This is a genomic window from Litorihabitans aurantiacus, from assembly GCF_030161595.1.
GTDB lineage: Bacteria > Actinomycetota > Actinomycetes > Actinomycetales > Beutenbergiaceae > Litorihabitans > Litorihabitans aurantiacus.
The window spans coordinates 3,561,337-3,576,746 of the sequence record NZ_BSUM01000001.1; the positions used below are offsets into that span (position 1 = coordinate 3,561,337).

The window sequence follows — 15,410 nt, forward strand, 5'->3', positions numbered from 1 at the left end:
GGCGGCGCCCCTACTGCGTGTAGACGTCGTAGTGGTTGCCGTTCGTGCCCCGGTCGTAGACCTTGCCCTGGTGGCCGAAGGGCGTGTCGATGACCGAGCCGCGAGGGGAGTCGTTCGCCAGCACGATGTAGCCGTCGGCGTCGGCCACGTAGCCGTCCGCGTTCACGTGCCGGCCGGGGATGCTCAGGCCCCCGCCCGGCAGCACCGCTTGCGAGTAGTACGTGAACCGGTAGCCGCCCCAGTTCACGACGCCGGCGCTCATGAACTGGCGCAGCGTGTACAGCTTCACCGAGGTCGGCAGCTCGTTCGTCCCGACCTCCACGACCTCCGTCACGGGCGCGGTGACCTGCGTGGACAGCAGCGTGGCCCGCGCGACCTCGGTCTCGCCCGCGAGCGTGACCTCGCTCGTGGTGCGGGCGACGCCGTCGACACCCTCGGTGACCACCCGGGTCTCGCCGAGCGGCAGCTCGTCGGTCTCGCGCTGCTCGACGGCGTGCGGGACCGCCTCGTCCCGCGTCTCGTAGCGCGTGGTGCCGCGCTCGACGGTGACCACGGCACCCGCCTCGGGTGCCGCCGCGAGGTCGGCGGAGACGGTGTCGTCCCACCCGAGCTCGACCCCCGCCTCGGCGAGGGCGTCGGCGAGGGTGGGGGCCGCCGTCGTGATCTCGCGCGTCCCGCCGTCCACCACGACGGCGAGGCTCACCCCGGGCGCGTCGCTCAGCGCCGCACGGGCCTGGCTGCGCGAGGCCGGGGTGACGTGCACGAGGTCGGTGGCGGCGAGGTCGAGGTTCACGAGGGGGACGTCGGCGCTCGCGACGTGGGTGGCCGTGTCGGCTGCCGCCACGGCCGGGGTGCGGCCCAGCTCGCTCACGACGACGGCGCCGGTCCCGCCCACGAGGACGGCCAGCACGCCCGCGCCCGCGACCGCGCGCAGCACGGGACGACGGCGGGGCACGTCCGGTGCGGCCGGCAGCGGTGTCACGGCGTCAGGCGTGGGGGAGGGCGAGGGCATGGTGGCGTCCGTCTCGGGAGGGGTCACCCGAACGGTAGCCGAGGCCGCGGGCCCGGGGCGAGGGCGCGTGAGGACGGCCACGCACGCCGTCGTTCGCTCCTCGGGGGCGACGTCAGTCCCGGAAGAACGGCAGCGCGGGGACGCGGAACTCCCGGCCGGCCCCGGCGCGGACGCCACCGACGATGCAGACGACGACGTGCGCCAGGCTGATCAGCAGCCACAGCGTCATGAGGATGCCGAGCGGGAAGAAGCCGTCGACGGGTCCCTCGCGCGTGGCGAGGAACAGCAGCACGAAGTGCCCCGCCACGAGCAGCACGGTCAGGAGCGCGTAGGTCAGTCCCCAGTTGGCGGCGTGCCGGCCGTTGACCGCGTCGACGCCGCCGTAGCGGCGCCGGCTCCGGCCGACCCCGGCCATCACGATCCCGGAACCCACCTGCGCGAGGAACGGGATCGGCACGAGCGCGAGGACGCCGAGCGCCCACGGGGCGCCGCTCGGCGGCGCGGGCGGCGGCTGCCACGAGGGCGGCGGGCCGTACGGCGAGGCGAACGGCTCGGCGGGACGGTCGGGGTCGTGGGGCGTCACGGCCACAGCCTGCCAGGCCGCGCGGGGCGGTGCGGTGTCAGGTCGCTGGGCGGTCCCCGGGCCCCACGCGCGGTCGAACCTCCCTAGGGTGGTGGCAATGACGAGCGCGCAGCCACCGCAGACGCCCCCGATGCCGCGGATGCCACCGATGGCGACGCCGCCGGTCGCCCCGCCGGTCGCCGCCCCGGCCGCCGCACCCCCGACCGGGGCCGCAGGCCCGACCGCCATGACGGGCCGGAGCCTGGCACCCGACCTCGCCCGCGGCACGATGCTGCTGCTGATCGTGCTGGCGAACATCCCCTGGTACCTGTACGCGGCCACGAAGCGCGACATCTCGGAGCACCCGGTCGACGGTTCCGTGATCGACCGCGTGGTCCAGACCGTGATGCTGGTGGCCGTCGACGCGCGCTCCTACCCGATGTTCGCCGCGCTGTTCGGCTACGGCATCTGGCAGCTCTACACGCGCCAGGCGGCGGCCGGCACCGAGCACCGCGCCGCCCGCCGACTCCTACGACGCCGGAACTGGTGGCTCGTGGCGTTCGGGGCGGTGCACGCCGTGCTGCTGTGGTCCGGCGACGTGCTGGGTGCCTACGGGCTGGCCGGCGTCATCCTCGTGGCCCTGTTCATCGACCGCGCGAGCGCCGTGCTCCGCATCTGGGCGATCGTGATCGCCGGCCTGCTGACGGTGGTGTCGGCGCTGACGCTCGCCGTCTCGATCGCCCTCGCCGACACCGACCTCTTCGCGGCCGGTGGATCCGTCGAGGACCCCATCGAGACCGGGGTCGCCGAACCCGGCTACCTCGCCTCGATCGTCGACCGCTCCCTCATGTGGGTGGTCGCCGTGCCCTCGCAGGTGTTCCTGTCCGGCGTCATCCCGGTCGTGATCCTGGTCGGCATCCTGGCGGCGCGCCACCGCGTGCTCGAGGAGCCCGAGCGGCACCTGCCGCTGCTGCGCCGCACGGCCGTGGTCGGGCTCGCGATCGGCTGGACGGGGGCGCCGCCACCGCCGCGCAGCACCTCGACCTGTGGGGTGTGCCCGAGACGGCGGACCTGGGCTTCGTGATGCTGCAGACGGTCACGGGCATGTGCGCGGGGCTCGGGTACGTCGCCCTGTTCGGCCTGCTCACCGTGCGCATCCAACGGAGGGGTCGCGCGCCCGGGCGGGTCGTGTGGGCGCTGCAGGCCGTCGGCAAGCGATCCCTGAGCTGCTACCTCGCGCAGTCCGTGCTCGTCGCGCCGCTGCTCAGCGCGTGGGGTCTGGGGCTCGGCGCGCACCTCGGGTCGGCGGGTGCGGCGGCGATCGCCGTCGCCGTCTGGCTCGTCATCCTCGTCGGCGCGTGCGCGCTCGAGCGCGCCGGTCGGCGCGGTCCGGCGGAGGTGCTGCTGCGTCGCCTGTCCTACCCCCGCGCCCGGGTGGGCGCTACCGCCTGACGCGCGCCGTCGTCACCCCCGGGAGCGGCGCTCGCGCACGTCCCACCAGTGGGCGACGACGGGCAGCGCCACCTCCTCGCCCGCGGCGATCCGCCCGAGGGCGAGCCGCCGCAGGCGCAGCAGCGAGAGCACCATCGCGCACGTCGAGAAGGTCGAGATGACCACGATCGCGCTCAGCGCCCAGCGGTAGTCCGTCGGCGACGGCGAGCCGTCCGGCGCCAGCACGTCCAGGATCAGCCCGACGACGACCGCGCCCACCATCGCCGCGGAGAACCCGCCGATGTTGACGAGGCCGGTCGCCGTCGAGATCCGGCGGCGCGGGTTGTAGTCGCGTGCCAGGTGGAAACCGACCTGCGAGGCGGGACCGCCGGCCGCCAGGACGAGGAACGCGAGGGTCACCGCCCACCGCGGCGGCCCGCCCGGCCAGGCCACCAGCGTCAGCAGGGCCGCGATGCCCGCGCTCGACGTGACGATCGCGATGGGCATGCGCCAGCCGCGGCGCCGCCCGGCGAGCGGTCCGATGAGGAAGCTGAAGGCGAGGGTGGCGACGATGAACAGCGACAGGGTGCCGGCGGCGGCGTCGGGGGTGTAGCCGAGCGCGTCGGTGAGGTACGGGAAGCCCCACACCATCGCGAGGACGGTCCCGCCCGCCATCGTCGCCTGGTGCGTCCAGAACCCCACCTGGGTGCCGCGGCCGAGCTCGGTGCCGCGCCACGCGGAGCGCACGTCGTCGACCACGCCGGCGAAGCGGCGCGGCCGGTGGTGCGCGACGTCGTCGGCCACCTCGGCGCGGTGCGCCTCCGCGCTGCGGAACGGCGCGGTGACGGCCGGGCGCAGCAGCAGCACCGTCGCGGCGAGCGAGGTCAGGCCGGTGAGGAGGAACGTCCGCACCCAGCCGAGCTCGCCCAGGGCCCAGGTCAGGGGCACGGTCGCCACGAGGTTGCCGGCCATCCCGAACAGGCCGGTCCACATCGTCAGGACGGCGTAGCGCCGCTGCGGGAACCACTCCGCGACCAGCCGCAGGCACGAGAGGTAGACGGCGGAGTCCCCGAGGCCGAGCAGCGCCCTCGCCCCGAGCGCGAGGCCGTAGGAGTCGGCGAAGGCGAACGCGACCTGACCGCTCGCCATCACCAGAGCGGCGACGAGCAGCACGCGGCGCGGGCCGAGGCGGTCGATGAGCAGGCCGGCCGGCACCTGCATCGCGGCGTAGATGCCGAGCTGGACGGTGACGAACGTGCCGAGCTGCGCCGCGGAGATGTCCAGGCGCTCGACGGCGGCCGGTCCGGCCACCCCGAGCGAGGAGCGGTGCAGGAGGGCGAGGAAGTACACCGAGCAGCCAGCGAGCCAGACGGCCCACGGGTTGCGCCGCGCGGCGTCGTCGATCCGGCGGACCAGCGACGTCATCGTGCCCCCACCCCCGCCGGGGGCGCGGCGGGGGTGCTCGGGTGCGTCAGTTCCAGACGACGGTCCTCGGTTCCGTGGAGAAGTCGACGGTCGGGGCGCCGAGGCTCGGGCCGAACAGGACGTCGCACGTCCCGACCTGGCCGTCCTTCGTGCACTCGGCGGTCGTCGAGACCCCGCCGATCGAGCGGCCGCGCACGAAGTTCGGGTTGTCGTAGCCGGCCGTGGGGTCGAGGTCGCCGATCCGCAGCTCGGCGTCGCCCGAGAGCGTGCGGGTCAGGGTGCCGTCGGTGAGCTGGGTGCCGTCGCTGAGGGTGGCCGGGACCGCCAGGCCGCACCCGGCCTCGAGCGTGGTCGAGGCGAGGCACTCGTCGACGGCGGCGCGCACCGACTCGTGGAAGGCCGCGACGGACTCCTCGGTCAGGTCCACGGTGAGACCGCTGAAGGATGCGGACTCGAACCGCTCGGTGATCGCGGCCTGCGTCTCGCCGGTGATGCCGAAGACGGTCGAGGTCGTGGCGATCTCGTAGGTGCCGATGAAGGCGTCGTAGTCCTCGCCCGCGGTCACGGGCACGCCGTTCACGGTGACGTCGACGCCGGAGACGCTGCCGGGCACGTACACCGACCCGCCCGCCGAGGTGAGGGTGTAGGCGCCGTCGCCGTCGCCCGTGAGTCGCACGGTCGTGCTGACGGGGGTGTCGCCGAGCTGGTAGGCGACCTCCACCTCCACGCCGTAGGGGTTGTCGTCCGTCGGCGGGGTCACGACGATGTCGGTGATCGGCGCGATCGCGGCCGACGCGGCGAGCACCTCGTCGGTCAGCAGGGTCTCGTCGAGGCCGGTGGAGGAGTCGACGAGATCGAGGGCCGTCTGGGCGTCGCCCGCGGCGATGGCGTCGAGGAAGGTCTGGACGATCTCCTCGGGGACGTCACCCGCGGCCTCGGCCTCCGTGCCCGTGCCGGTCGAGGTCGGCTCGGCGTCGTCGTCGTCCGAGCCTCCGCCGAGCACGAGGAGCAGAGAGACCACGACGATCAGCGCCACGACCCCGACGACGATGCCGATGATCGCCGCGAGCGGGAGCTTCCGGGAGCCGCCGGACCCGCCGGGGCCGTTCGGGCCACCGGGGCCGCCGGGTCCGCCGAAGGGCAAGGTCCGGTACGGCTGGGCCGGGTCCCCGCCCGGCTGCGCAGCGCCGTAGGCGGGCTGGCCGTACTGCTGGGTGGCGGGCTGCTGGTCGTAGGTCGGCTGACCGCCGTACTGACCCGCCTGCGGCTGGGATCCGTACTGACCGGGCTGCGACTGGCCGTACTGCTGGCCCCCGTGCTGCTGACCGCCGTACTGCTGACCGCCCTGCGCCTGGCCCCACTGCTCACCGCCGGGCCGGGCCTGGCCGGAGGGCTGACCGTGCTGCGGTGCGGAGCCCTGCGACCAGCCACCCTGGTCGGCCGGGGCACCCCACGACCCCGCCGGAGCCGCGGGTGGTGTCGCGCCCGACGATCCCGCGGGCGCACCCCACCCGTCGTAGGCGGTGCCGGGACCCTGCGATCCGCCATCGGTCCCGGGTGCCGGGGTCGCGCCGGACGCGGGGTCGTGCTGCGCGTCGTCGTTCGGGGGTGCGGCGTGCGGCCGTCGTTGCTCATGTCTGGTCCCTGGTCGAGGTGTGGTCCGAGGCTATCGGTCGCCAACCCGGGACGGGTGAGCTGTCCGGTCCCCGGGTCCGCCGGTGTCCCGACGGTGCGCCGCGCCGGTGCTCAGCGCGCCCCCGCCACCACCGCCCGCGCCACCGGCGTGCTCGCCGCGGCCCCCAGCAGCACCAGCCCGGCGGCCGCCGCCACGCTCAGGACGTACCGCACGAGCACGGTCGGGTCCGCGAACGTCCCCACCCCCACCAGCGGCCCGAGGATCAGCAGCATCGACCCGGCGGCCGTCCCGGTCGCGACCAGCAGCGGCACGAGCGTCTCGCGGAACCGCGCGGCGTCGAGCGTGCGGGCGTCGGTCCCCACGAGCGCGAGGTCGCGGTACGTGCGCCGCTGGTCGATGACCCGCCCGGCCTGCAGCACCCCGGTCGAGACGGCGGCGAGCAGGCCCGCGATCGCGAGCGTGAGGAGGCCGCCGGTCCCGACGTCGTGCGCCAGCGCGTCCGCCGCCGGATCGCCCCCGTCGGTGGGCGTCAGCAGCGCCGCGACGGCCGTGATCCCCGCGATGAACGTCGCGAGCGCGACGCCGCCGACGCTGCGCCACGCGGTCCGGGGGTCGTCCGCGATCCGCCGCCCCGCCAGGAGCGTCGCGGCGCTGCGGGCGCGCGCCGCCGTCACCCGCCCGACGAGGCCGAGCACGAACGGACCCACGAGGTTCAGCGTCGCCATGCCGCCGGCCACGAGGAGCATCGTGACGGCGATCCCGACGGCGGCCGGCGCCCCCGCCAGCGCCGAGCTCACCGATGCCGCACCGACGGCGGCGAGGACGAGGGCGATCAGCCGGGCGGCGCGCATCCCCGGCGGGGTGGTGCGCGCGGCCACCCCGAGCGGCGAGATCGCGACGCGCCCGAGGCTCGAGGTCGCCGAGGCGAGTGCGACGAGGACGACGGCGACGATCGCCGCGGCCAGCCCGGGCACCCCCACCCACAGCTCGCCCACCTCGAACGCGCGGCCCTGGAACCGCAGGCGGGCGACGAGCGGCAGCAGCGCGAGGTAGCCCGCGACCCCCGCCAGCGCACCGGTCAGCGCCTGGACGGCCGCGTCCAGCACCGTCAGCGTGGCGACCCGCCCGGTGCTCGCACCGACGAGGCGCAGGGTGGCCAGGCGGGCGTCGCGCCGCGCGACCGCCAGTCGTGCCGCGGCGCCGCCGAGGGTCGACAGCGGCACGAGCAGCAGCAGGGTGGCGAACGCGGCGAGCACGACGTAGGCACCGCTCTCGTCCCCGCCCGTGCCGGTCAGCTGCCGCTGCACGAACGCGGTCAGGCCGCCGACGACGACGAGCGCGACCGCCGTCGTCACGCCGAACGCGACGACGGCGAGCGCGCTGGTCAGGCGCGCGGGGTCGCGCGGGCCCGACGCCGTCCGCCGGCGCAGGAGGAGCCAGAGCCGCAGCGTGGTCACGACGCCACCTGAGCGAGCTCGCGCACGATGCGGCCGTCGCGCATCTCCACCGTGCGGCTGCACCACCGCGCCACCTCGGGGTCGTGGGTCACGACGACGAGCGCCGCACCCTGGGCGCGCGCCGCCGTCGTGAGCGCCCGCATGACCTCCCAGCCGGTGCCGCGGTCGAGCGCGCCGGTCGGCTCGTCGGCGAAGATCACGCCGGGAGCCCCCACCAGCGCCCGCGCGATCGCGACGCGCTGCGCCTGGCCGCCGGACAGCTCACCCGGGCGGCGCGCCTCCATCCCCGCCAGCCCGAGGTGCGTGAGCCACTGGCGGGCGCGACCGACCGCCTCGGAGCGGCTGCGGCCCGCGAGCAGCAGCGGGAGCGCCACGTTCTCCTGCGCGGGGAGCTCCGGGAGCAGCTGTCCCTGCTGGAAGACGAAGCCGAACGCGGTGCGGCGCAGCGCCGTGCGCTCGCGGTCGCGCATCGTGCTGAGCGGGCGGCCGTCCCAGACGACCTCGCCCGACGTCGGCGCGAGGACGCCGGCCAGCAGGTGGAGCAGCGTGGTCTTGCCGGATCCGGAGGGGCCGGTGACGGCGAGCGACGACCCGGCCGCGAGCGTCAGGTCGACGCCCGCGAGGGCGGTGGTGGTGGACTCGCGCGTGCCGTAGGTCCGGTGCAGGGCGCGCGCCTCGAGCGTGCGTGGAGTGGTCATGCCTCGAGCCTGCGCGCCCGGGGGCCCCGCCGCGTCGGGCCACGGTCGGCGTCCCGCGCGACGGCGTGCGCCCGCGGACGGGCGGGCCCCTCCTCCCGGGGTCGGACCCTCAGCGACGGCGGGAGAACGTGGCGGTGTAGTAGGTCTGCACGTCGACCTCGTCGGCGGTGAGGTCGCTCACGCGCCGCGCCCGCCGGAACAGGTGGTCGGCGAAGTGGTGCGAGAGGTCGTTGAACCGGGACACGTCGTACCCGACCGTGACGCGTCCGTCCGCGAGCATGTCGATGAGTGCGTCGAGCATGTCGACGAACGCGGTCGTCCGACGTTCCGACGGGTGCGCGAGGGTGTACCCGACGTACCAGAGAGCGTTCCTCGCGAGCGCCTCGGGATGCTTGGCACGGTAGTAGTCCGGGCTGATCCACGGGACGGCCGAGACGTCCGTGGCGATCGTGGTCATGGCGACGGCGCGCCCCTCGTCGTCCCGCGCGAGGAGCTTGAGGATGCGGTCGTCGCCCATCTCCTCGGCGAACTCGTCCCGGGTGAGGAGGTGGCGAGCCGCCGCCCGCGTCGCCATCGGCGCGAACGCTGCCTCGTACACGGGCCACCACGCCTCGACGTCGTCGGGCCCGAGGTGTCGGACGGTGCTGACGGCGGTGCGGCCCGTCACGACCAGCCCTGCGCACGGTAGGTGGCCACCACCAGGGCGCAGACCGGCTCGGTCTCGCAGACGGCGCTGGTCATCAGCGTGCCCGCCGGGTGGTAGCCGCCCCCGCGCCCGACGATCAGGTCGTCGAGGCTGGACTGCAGGTCGCGCTCCACCTGCTCGCGCGAGGGGCCCTCGTGCTCGACGAAGAGGCCCCCGCCCGAACCGTCGTCCGCCAGTGCCCAGGCCACACCGGCCCAGGCCTCGTGGGAGGGCAGCTCGGCGTGGGCCTCCGCGTACACGCAGAAGAGGAGGTCGCCGTGGTCCCCGACGATCTGGTCGGTCCCCGCGACGGTCTCCACGAGCGAGTTCGGGGGGATGACCGAGCTGAGCCGCACCAGGTTGAAGTCAGCGACACCCGCCTCGCGCAGCGCGGCGTCGAAGGCCGACAGCGGCGTCCGACCCGACCCTGCACCGGCGCTCACACGGATCACAGGGAAAGGTGAAGGTGTCGTCAAATCTTCGTTCGGCACCCTGCGATCGTAGGGCCCGCCGGGAGGTGGGCCGTCATCCCACGCGGGTCGACGACGGGGGCTTGTCGGCGGTGTCCGCACCCGCGTCGGCGCTGCGGAGCGTGAAGAGGAACGTGGAGCCCACCCCCGGTTCCGACTCGGCCCAGATCCTCCCGCCGTGCCGCGAGACGATGCCGCGCGATATCGCGAGACCGAGTCCGGTTCCACCCTTCTCGCGCGCATCGGAGGAGTCGACCTGCTCGAAGCGCCCGAAGATCGACTCGAGCCGGTCGGCGGGGATGCCGCGCCCCGTGTCCCGGACGGCGACCTCGAAGAACATCCCCGCGGGTCTCGCGGACACGTCCACGCGCCCACCGGTGCCCGTGAACTTGACGGCGTTCCCGAGCAGGTTCACGAGCGTCTGCACGATCCGGTCGACGTCGGCGTTCACGGTGCCGGGGACGTCACCGACCACGAGTGCGATCCCGGACTGGGTCGCGAGCGCCTCGGTCTGGTCGACCGCGGCCCGGACGACCTGCTCGAGGGGGACGTCGACCAGCTCGAGGGGGTCGGCACCGGACCCCAGACGCTCGACCTCGAGGATGTCGTTGATGAGGCGCGTCAACCGGTCCACGCTGCCGCCCGCGATGCCGAGCAGTCGTGCGGACTCCGGGGCGACCTCGCCCGTGGCGCCGCCGGCCACCAGGCCGATCGCCCCCTTGATCGAGGTCAGCGGGGTCCGCAGCTCGTGGCTGATGACCGAGAGAAACTCGCTCTTCATGCGATCGATCTCGCGGCGCTGCGTGACGTCGCGGAAGACGACCACGGCCCCGGTGACGTGACCGTCGTCGATCACGGGGCTGGCCGTGACCTCGACGGGAACCAGCGCCCCGTCCGCCCGGCGGTAGAAGTCCTCCTCGGAGTTGATCGTCACGCCCTGGGTGACGGCCTCGTGGATGTAGCAGCCCGAGTACGGGAAGGGTGTGCCGTCCTCGCGGGCGGCGTGCAGCTCGTCGTGGGCGTGCCGCCCGACGAGCGACTCGGAGCGCATCCCCAGGGTGCGGGCGCCCGCCGGGTTCACGAAGGTCACGATGCCGTCGGGATCGACGCCGTAGATGCCCTCGCCGACGGAGGTCAGCGTGAGCTGCGTCGTGCGCGTGAGGTCGGCGAGCTCCTGGGTGCGCTCCTGCACGCGGATCTCGAGCCGCCGTCGCAGGCGCTCGTTCGTGACGACGAGGGAGATCTGGCGGAGCGCGACCGCGCCGATCACGATGAACCAGAGCGCGACGGCGAGCCCGGAGATCGCCCCGAGGCTCTCCTGGATCTGCACGACAGCGGCAGCGATGAACAGGCAGAACGTGACGACGGTGCCCGCCACCGCCGAACCCTCCCGCTCGGTGCCGTCGGTGGCGGGGGCGTCCTGCGCCGGACCGGCTCCCGCGGGGTGGCACGCCGCGATGCCACCGAGCGCGTACCCGACCACCCACCCCAGGTCCGCGACCGTGCCGAACTGGAAGCCGACGGAGGAGTCGACGACGGCGTAGGTGAGGTCGGCGACGGCGTACATCGTGAAGCTCAGACCCACGAGCGCGAGCGGTACGCGGTCCGTCCCGGTGCTGCGCATGATGAGCAGCACGGCGAACGTCGCCAGGACGGCGTCCATCACGGGCAGGGCGATCGTGATGACCCGCGTCAGGTCCCAGCCGCCGTTGCTGGTGGTCAGTGCGGGGAAGATGACCAGGGCCGAGACGAAGAGCACCGACCCGCCGACCACCACGCCGTCGAGCAGCATGCGCAGCACCTGCGGTCGCTTCAGCTCCCGGTCGGGGAACGACCGCAGGGCGGCCACGCCGATGACCAGCGCCAGCAGGAGGGCCAGCTCCGAGACGTTCTCCGCACCCGTGAACGCCGCCAGCACGTTCCCGGTCAGCCCTGTGAAACCCGCGGCTCCGAGCAGGAGCCACGCGCGCGCGCGACGCCCGGAGCTGCGCCTCGCGCGCAGGCAGCACAGCACGGTGGACACGAGAGCGGTGACGATGATCGCCACCTGGGAGATCGCGGAGCGGGTCTCGCGGTCGAGGCCCGACAGCGTGACGGCGAGGAGGCCCAGCGTCCATGCGACGGTGACGATCGTCGCGATCGTCTGCGGTTCCCTGAGTCCGCGTGTGGTGATCACGAGCACGAGCCTAATGTTCGGTGCGCTCCAGCAGCGGTGACCGACGTCGTTGATGCGCCGCCGTGGCGTGCCCACTACCGTTGCCCTCGTCGGGCCACCCCGGGTCCGACCGGTACGGGCCGGCCCCTCGCCCGATTCTCCGTGACGGAGGACGACATGACCGACACCCGCGGTCACGTCATGGTCGTGGACGACGACGACTCCATCCGCGAGGTCGCCACGCTCGCGCTCGAGCTCGTGGGTGGGTGGCGCGTCACGACGGCGGGCGACGGCCCGGCGGCGATCGACGCCGTCCGCGACGCGCGCCCCGACGTCGTCCTCCTCGACGTGATGATGCCCGGGATGGACGGGATCACGACGCTCGCGCGGCTGCGCGAGGTGCCGGGTGCGGCGGAGGTCCCCGTCGTGCTCATGACGGCGAAGGCCGCGACGGGCGAGGAGCCCGAGTGGCAGGGGCTCGACATCCTGGGCGTCATCGCCAAGCCGTTCGACCCGATGACCCTGGCGGCCCGCGTCGCGGAGCTCCTCGACGCGCGGGGTGCCGACCGCTGAGGCTGCACTAGTTTGGAGGGGTGAGCGAGCTCGGTCCCGACGGGGACGCCCTCCTGGCGGCGATCGCCTCCCGCGCCCTCGAGCGCAACCAGGAGCGCGCCGACCGCCTCGTGACGCTCCTCGCCGCGGGTGCCGACCCCCTGGCCGACGCGGTGCGGGAGGACGCCACCACCCTCGCCCATCAGATCGCGGGATCGGCGGGGACCTTCGGCTACGAGGCCGCCTCCGCTCTCGCCCGGACCGTCATGGACGGCCTGGCGGCGGGGGGCGCTGCCGCCACGGTGCGTCCCGCCGCGCTGCGCGTCGTCGAGCTCCTCACCCTCGGCCCGGACTCGACCGAGGACGACGACACCCCGACCCCAGGAGCGACGTGACCACCATCCGTGACCAGGACCGCACCGTCGTGCTGTTCGTGTGCGTGCGCAACAGCGGGAAGTCGCAGATCGCGGCCGCCCTGGCGCGCCGGGACGCCCCCGCCGCCGTCGAGATCCGCTCGGCGGGCACGGCGCCGGCGCCCGACGTGAGCGCCGAGGCCGCGGCCGTCGTCGAGCAGGTCGGCGCCACCTGCCGCGGGGAGTACCCCAAGGAGCTGCTCGCGGCCGACCTCGGCGAGGCCGGCCGTGTGGTGCTGCTCGGCGGCGAGGTCGACGTCGAGCCCCTCCTCGAGGAGCTCGACCGCTCCGGTGCGTCGCGCCCGGCCGTGGAGCGGTGGGAGCTCGACGAGCCCTCCGAGCGCGGCGTCGAGGGGCTGGAGCGGCTCGTGCTCCTGCGCGACGACATCGCCGCGCGCGTCGAGGCCCTCCTGGCGGACGTCGCGCCGCGCTGACTCCGGCCGTCGGGACGGCGGCGCATCCGCCGTCGTGCGCGCGTTCCGTGGGAAGGTGTGACGGCGCCGCCCCGCGGCGCCGCCCGCCGTCGTCCGACGAGCGGGAGACGTCCCGGAGGTAGCGATGCCGAACCCGTCCACCCGCCGACGCCCCACCACGGCCGAGACGCCGCGCGAGGGCGTGGCGCGCCTGTGGTCCGACGGCGTGGGCACGATCGGGACGCGCGCGCTGCAGTGGCTCGCGATCCTCGCGGTCGTCGCGGTGTTCGGCCTGCTCGTGACGCAGCTGACCCTGGTGGCCATCCCCGTGCTGGTCGCGCTGGTGCTCGCGTCCGCGATCTCACCGGTCGTGCGGTGGCTCCGCGACCACGGCTGGCCCTCGATCCTCGCGACGTGGACCGCGCTGCTCGGTCTGGTCGCGCTGCTCGCCGGGATCGTCTGGGGCGTGGTCGAGACGGTCGCGCGCCAGTGGAGCGACCTCCAGGACTCCGCCGTCGAGGGCATCGGGAAGCTCCAGGACCAGTTCTCCGGCCTCCCGTTCGAGATCACCGATCAGCAGATCCAGGAGGCTCAGTCAACCGTCACCGGTCTGCTGTCCTCGAGCGGCTTCTCCTCCGGCGTCGTGGCCGGCGTCTCGGCCACCGCCAACTTCGTCACCGGCCTCGTGCTCGTGATTGTCGTGCTGTTCTTCTTCCTCAAGGACGGCCCGCGCATCTGGGAGTTCCTGCTGCGCCCGTTCGAGGGTGAGGCCTACGAGCGCGGCCGCCGCGTCGGGGACAAGACGGTGCAGACCCTCGGCGGCTACGTGCGGGGGACCGCGACCGTCGCCGCCGTCGACGCGATCGGCATCGGCATCGGTCTCGCCATCCTCGGCGTGCCGCTGGCGATCCCGCTGGCCGTGCTCACGTTCCTGCTCGCGTTCATCCCGCTCGTCGGGGCGACGCTCGCGGGGGTGCTGGCGGCGCTGGTCGCGCTCGTCACCGACGGGCTGGGCGCGGCGATCATCGTCGTCGCCATCGTGGTCGGCGTGAATCAGCTCGAGGGGAACCTCCTGCAGCCGATCATCATGGCGCGCTCGCTGCGCCTGCACCCGCTCGTGATCCTCGTGGCCCTGACCGCGGGCACCGTGACCGCCGGCATCACCGGTGCCGTGCTCGCGGTGCCGATCGCCGCCGCGATCTGGGGCGCCGTCACCGTCTGGGACGGGCCCGGGACACCGGCGCGGTTCGCGCGGAAGAAGCGCGAGGAGGTGGTGCCGGTGCGACGGCGACGGCGCGCCGCGGCCGCCGACGAGGAGGCGCACGAGGGCGAGGCGCACGACGGCGAGTCGCACGAGTCGTACGGCGATCACGACGGTCGCGACCGTGCCCACCCCGCTGCCGCCGCCCCCGTGCACGAGGACCTCGCCGCGCCGACGTCCACCCGCGACGAGGCCCCGCCGCGACCGTGACGACGTGAGCGCGATCGGGACCGGTCCCGCCGCCGGGACGTCCCGCCCGCGGCGCGCCACCGTCAAGGACGTCGCCCGCGCCGCCGGCGTCGGGATCGGGACCGTCTCGCGCGTGCTCAACGACGACACGGCGGTCTCCGACGCGGCGCGGGACCGGGTGCGGGCCGCGATCGAGGCGCTGGGCTACGTGCGCGACCACGCGGCGCGCGATCTGCGCGCGGGGCGCTCGCGCACCGTCGGCCTCCTCGTCGAGAACGTCGCCGACCCGTTCTACTCCCACCTCCAGCGGGCGCTCGAGCACGCGCTCGAGGGCGGTGACCGGGCCCTCCTCGCCGCGTCCGCGGGCGGCTCCGCGACTCGGCGCCGTCGCCTGCTGGAGGAGTTCGCCTCCCGCCGGATCGAGGGGCTCGTCGTCACGATGCCGCTGGACGCGGACGAGTCCGGCATCGCGGCGCTCGCCCGCGAGGGCGTGCACGTCGTCCTGGTCGACCGGCCGGCGCTGACCTTCGAGGCCGACAGCGTGATGACGGACAGCCGGTCCGGGGCGCGCGCCGCCGTCGCCCACCTCCTCGCGCGCGGGCATCGGCGCGTCGTGGCGATGCTCGACGACGACCGCCACTTCACGGCCCGCGAGCGGCGGCGCGGGGCGCAGGACGCGGTCGACGCCGCGGACGACGCGGCGCTGCTGGCCTACCACGACGGTGCGGACGACGCCGTCGTGCTCGACCGGCTGCGCGGCGAGCTCGCCTCGCCCCACCCGCCCACCGCGGTGTTCTCGGGCAACAGCCGCACCACGGTCGCCACGCTGCGCGCCCTGCGGCGGCTCGGGTCCCGGCTCGACCACGTCGGATTCGACGACCTCGAGCTCGCCGACCTCCTCGACCCGCCGCTGACGGTCGTCGCGCAGGACCCCGCGGCGATCGGACGCAGCGCGGCGCGCATGCTGCTGGACCGCGTCGGCGGGTGGGACGGACCGGCCCGCGCGGAGCTGATCGACGCCCGGCTCGTCGTGCGCAGCTGACCCTTGTGT

The 15,410-nt window shown here is 74.7% G+C and carries 16 protein-coding genes; 7 read left to right on the plus strand and 9 right to left on the minus strand.

The features are described 5' to 3' along the window. Window positions 1-10: 10 nt before the first annotated feature. Both QQK22_RS16870 and QQK22_RS16875 read right to left on the minus strand, forming a co-directional pair. Window positions 11-1,039, minus strand: a complete 1,029-nt coding sequence (locus QQK22_RS16870) for a resuscitation-promoting factor (protein ID WP_284248411.1) — start codon at window positions 1,037-1,039, stop codon at window positions 11-13. Window positions 1,040-1,124: 85 nt separating this feature from the next. After that, a complete protein-coding gene (locus QQK22_RS16875) occupies window positions 1,125-1,595 on the minus strand; it encodes a magnetosome magnetite crystal formation protein family (RefSeq protein WP_284248413.1) in 471 nt (156 codons plus the stop codon). Between the two features lie 97 nt (window positions 1,596-1,692). Here QQK22_RS16875 and QQK22_RS16880 point away from each other — a divergent pair, with 97 nt between their 5' ends. Beyond that, window positions 1,693-2,658, plus strand: coding sequence for a DUF418 domain-containing protein (locus QQK22_RS16880; protein ID WP_284248415.1), 966 nt, complete (start codon window positions 1,693-1,695; stop codon window positions 2,656-2,658). Next, window positions 2,628-3,026, plus strand: coding sequence for a DUF418 domain-containing protein (locus QQK22_RS16885; protein WP_284248418.1), 399 nt, complete (start codon window positions 2,628-2,630; stop codon window positions 3,024-3,026). Before QQK22_RS16880 ends, QQK22_RS16885 begins: the two co-directional genes overlap by 31 nt. Before the next feature lie 12 nt (window positions 3,027-3,038). Here the strand turns inward: QQK22_RS16885 and QQK22_RS16890 are convergent, their stop codons facing one another. The 7 genes from QQK22_RS16890 to QQK22_RS16920 form a co-directional block, all read right to left on the minus strand. Further along, complete coding sequence (locus tag QQK22_RS16890; RefSeq protein ID WP_284248420.1) at window positions 3,039-4,430, minus strand: MFS transporter; 1,392 nt, start codon at window positions 4,428-4,430, stop codon at window positions 3,039-3,041. A gap of 46 nt (window positions 4,431-4,476) precedes the next feature. After that, window positions 4,477-5,574, minus strand: coding sequence for a hypothetical protein (locus QQK22_RS16895; protein ID WP_284248422.1), 1,098 nt, complete (start codon window positions 5,572-5,574; stop codon window positions 4,477-4,479). Between the two features lie 602 nt (window positions 5,575-6,176). Next, window positions 6,177-7,523, minus strand: coding sequence for a hypothetical protein (locus QQK22_RS16900; RefSeq protein WP_284252315.1), 1,347 nt, complete (start codon window positions 7,521-7,523; stop codon window positions 6,177-6,179). Continuing rightward, window positions 7,520-8,221 carry an ABC transporter ATP-binding protein gene (locus QQK22_RS16905; protein WP_284248427.1) on the minus strand — a complete coding sequence of 234 codons (702 nt, stop codon included), beginning with the start codon at window positions 8,219-8,221 and terminating at the stop codon, window positions 7,520-7,522. The genes QQK22_RS16900 and QQK22_RS16905 overlap by 4 nt, the downstream gene beginning before the upstream one ends. A gap of 109 nt (window positions 8,222-8,330) precedes the next feature. Further along, on the minus strand, window positions 8,331-8,888 hold the full coding sequence (locus tag QQK22_RS16910; RefSeq protein ID WP_284252317.1) for a hypothetical protein: 558 nt from the start codon (window positions 8,886-8,888) through the stop codon (window positions 8,331-8,333). Next, a complete protein-coding gene (locus tag QQK22_RS16915) occupies window positions 8,885-9,358 on the minus strand; it encodes a pyruvoyl-dependent arginine decarboxylase (protein WP_284248431.1) in 474 nt (157 codons plus the stop codon). Before QQK22_RS16915 ends, QQK22_RS16910 begins: the two co-directional genes overlap by 4 nt. Window positions 9,359-9,431: 73 nt before the next feature. Beyond that, window positions 9,432-11,552 carry a sensor histidine kinase gene (locus QQK22_RS16920; RefSeq protein ID WP_284252319.1) on the minus strand — a complete coding sequence of 707 codons (2,121 nt, stop codon included), beginning with the start codon at window positions 11,550-11,552 and terminating at the stop codon, window positions 9,432-9,434. 156 nt (window positions 11,553-11,708) lie between these two features. On the opposite strand from QQK22_RS16920, the gene QQK22_RS16925 reads away from it, so the two are divergent. From QQK22_RS16925 to QQK22_RS16945, 5 genes are all read left to right on the plus strand, one after another. Continuing rightward, window positions 11,709-12,104 carry a response regulator gene (locus QQK22_RS16925; protein ID WP_284248438.1) on the plus strand — a complete coding sequence of 132 codons (396 nt, stop codon included), beginning with the start codon at window positions 11,709-11,711 and terminating at the stop codon, window positions 12,102-12,104. A 20-nt stretch (window positions 12,105-12,124) separates the two neighbouring features. After that, a complete protein-coding gene (locus QQK22_RS16930; RefSeq protein ID WP_284252322.1) occupies window positions 12,125-12,478 on the plus strand; it encodes an Hpt domain-containing protein in 354 nt (117 codons plus the stop codon). Beyond that, on the plus strand, window positions 12,475-12,930 hold the full coding sequence (locus QQK22_RS16935) for an arsenate-mycothiol transferase ArsC (RefSeq protein WP_284248441.1): 456 nt from the start codon (window positions 12,475-12,477) through the stop codon (window positions 12,928-12,930). The genes QQK22_RS16930 and QQK22_RS16935 overlap by 4 nt, the downstream gene beginning before the upstream one ends. A gap of 124 nt (window positions 12,931-13,054) precedes the next feature. Further along, window positions 13,055-14,380: an AI-2E family transporter gene (locus QQK22_RS16940; RefSeq protein ID WP_284248443.1), complete on the plus strand. Its 1,326-nt coding sequence runs from the start codon at window positions 13,055-13,057 to the stop codon at window positions 14,378-14,380. 4 nt (window positions 14,381-14,384) lie between these two features. Continuing rightward, the gene (locus QQK22_RS16945; protein ID WP_284248445.1) at window positions 14,385-15,401 is read left to right on the plus strand and encodes a LacI family DNA-binding transcriptional regulator; all 1,017 of its coding nucleotides are present in this window, start codon (window positions 14,385-14,387) and stop codon (window positions 15,399-15,401) included. Window positions 15,402-15,410: the final 9 nt, after the last annotated feature.